5 protein-coding genes are annotated in these 2,378 nt (G+C 36.1%); all 5 read right to left on the bottom strand.

The genetic code is table 11. The features are described 5' to 3' along the window. Nucleotides 1-531: hypothetical protein (locus AB4Y90_RS17540; protein ID WP_441558854.1), on the bottom strand; the 531-nt coding region annotated here is incomplete at its 3' end. Between the two features lie 135 nt (nucleotides 532-666). Further along, nucleotides 667-1,071, bottom strand: coding sequence for a nuclear transport factor 2 family protein (locus AB4Y90_RS17535; protein ID WP_441558853.1), 405 nt, complete (start codon nucleotides 1,069-1,071; stop codon nucleotides 667-669). Nucleotides 1,072-1,143: 72 nt separating this feature from the next. Then, nucleotides 1,144-1,554 carry a nuclear transport factor 2 family protein gene (locus AB4Y90_RS17530; RefSeq protein WP_441558852.1) on the bottom strand — a complete coding sequence of 137 codons (411 nt, stop codon included), beginning with the start codon at nucleotides 1,552-1,554 and terminating at the stop codon, nucleotides 1,144-1,146. Nucleotides 1,555-1,573: 19 nt separating this feature from the next. Then, a complete protein-coding gene (locus tag AB4Y90_RS17525) occupies nucleotides 1,574-2,071 on the bottom strand; it encodes a nuclear transport factor 2 family protein (RefSeq protein ID WP_441558851.1) in 498 nt (165 codons plus the stop codon). 120 nt (nucleotides 2,072-2,191) lie between these two features. Further along, nucleotides 2,192-2,378: helix-turn-helix domain-containing protein (locus AB4Y90_RS17520; RefSeq protein ID WP_441558850.1), on the bottom strand; the 187-nt coding region annotated here is incomplete at its 5' end.

Genomic DNA, 2,378 nt, shown 5'->3' with positions numbered 1-2,378 from the left:
GGCCGATACTGCATAAGATGAATAAAATCTATGCTGCTCAATCAACGCAATGAGTTCCTTTTGCCACATTTCTTCCGTTTCAAAAAGCTGCCCAATTGCTTCTCTTTCAAGTCTAAGCTGATCCATCCGATCTACTAATATGTGATCTGCCAAGTCAAAAAAAGTGGCATCATACATAATAAGCTCGAGAAACCCAAAAGTAACCTTATCTTCAACTGCCATAATCAATAGAGCTACCATTTGGATGTATTTGTAGTTGACACCCTGTGATTTTAAAAAATCAGCAGCCAACATTGCAACTTTAATATGGTTTCCACAGAAAAGATACGTGGTATTGTAGAACCATAGAGCAGTTTCCAAAACAAATCTCCCGTACTCGTTCAGTTTTTCGTTAACGGCCAGTTCTCTGGATTTTTCAACCATAAGAATAGCGTGCTGAAAGTCGTGATAGAGGTAGGATTTATTGGGATATGATTTAAAAATTGATTGGACATGTTCAGATACATTGAACAATACTTTATCTATATTCATTTTTCTGTATTTTTTTTAATCATTGGAAAGTTTAGAGATGCCTCTATTTGAATTTCAAAAACGATAAAAGAAGACCGGAAGACGGCCTTCTTTTATCAAAGCATCGAATTAGGATTATGTAATTTGCTTAAATAATTAACACATCTTATCAGTATTCACCCAGTAAAGGTTGAACGCTTTGGAGATAATCTTCCATTCGCCATCGATCAGCAACATAGACAGATAGTCGGTTGAACCAACCCCGCCCTGTAGATTTTCCAGTTCTACCAGAACTACAGCAGCCGTTTCGGCTTTATGTAAAATACTTATATGAGATTTAACATCAGGCGCAGGTCCGTTTTCGGCTGTGAAATCAAATAAGAATTGAAGTTTTGTAGTCAGCTTACCATCAGGCATCGTACCCGCCATCAATCCATCTGGATGAAAGGTCTGTTTCAATTGGTCTACGTTACCGGTTTTTAGGCCATTAACATATATTTGTGCTACATTAAGGATCGCATTATAGTCAGCGATTGAATTGACATTGTCAGTGTTTTGCATTGTGATAAAATTTTAAATGTTTACGTTTAGTATAACCTGAAGTGTTCAGGCTGTTTTTTGTTTATTTTTAATTTAATGTGCGTGGGATAACTGATATACCTTAGAGATAATTTTCCAAGATCCATTGATTTTCATCAGCGAAAGATAATCTGTGGAATTTTGACAAGGAGAGGTATTTTTAAGTTCAGCAAGCACCAAAGCTGTATTGTCCGTTAGATGAAGGATAGTATTCTTGGAGGTGACATAAGGAAGAGGACCATTTTTTTCAATGGTATTATATAAACGTTCAATATTTCCTTCACTCGTTTTATTTTCTACAGAAAAGCCATACATGATCGCATTATCGTGAAAAGCTTTCTTTAGTAGATCTACACGCCCAGATCGTAATCCCACAATATAAATTTCGATTATCGCAAGGATTGCTTTTTTATCTTCCGCTTTTGAGATGATCGCATCTGCGGATTCATGTTTAGGTGTTTCCATAATCTTTGAATATCATGGTTTACTTTGCGTAGGACAAGTGATATACCTTGGAAATGATTTTCCACTCTCCGTTGATTTTCATTAATGACAGATAATCAGTAGAATTTTCATGCGGAGCGGTGGTTTTAAGTTCCGCAAGTACAGTAGCCGTGTTGGAAGTTTGATGTAACACGCTGTTTGTAGAGGTAACATTTTTAAGGGCTCCAAATTTTTCAATGATGTCATAAAGATGCTGTACACTGCCTTCTGTTATTTTATTTTCAATAGAATAACCATACATAATAGCTTCTTTATGAAAGCATTTCTGTAAGAGGTCAACGCGACCAGTTCGCAGGCCTTCAATGTAAGTATCAATGACAGCTAAGATTGCTTTCGTATCTTCAGATCTTGACGTTGATACTTTGTGTGATTTCGGACCGCTTATTTCCGCATAATCTGCTTGGCGGTGCTCGGATTTCTGATTTGCTAATACTCCCAGAGAGCATAGGCTTAATAATACCAGGAATGCATTTTTCATTGCTTTTATTTTTATCTAAAGCAAAATTATGCTGATTTCCTCGGAGTTATTTTTCTAAAAAGTTTATTGTTTTGTTCTAYTTAGTTCAATTTTAACCATCATGCTTTTTTATACCACAATCTAGGTATCCTGTCGTAAACTGGTCGGGATAATACCGTGATATTGTTTAAAAATCCTTGAAAAATGTGACACATTTTCAAAACCGACAGAATAGCAGATATCGGATACAGTCATAGACGTAGTTTCGAGCATTTCTTTTGCCTTATTTAACCTTTTTTCACGTATATAGGTAGCAGGTGGTACATTG

It is taken from the genome of Chryseobacterium sp. 2TAF14, assembly GCF_052115105.1.
Lineage (GTDB): Bacteria > Bacteroidota > Bacteroidia > Flavobacteriales > Weeksellaceae > Chryseobacterium.
Note: the sequence above shows the minus strand (reverse complement) of the source record. Positions and strands in the feature narration are given on the sequence as shown.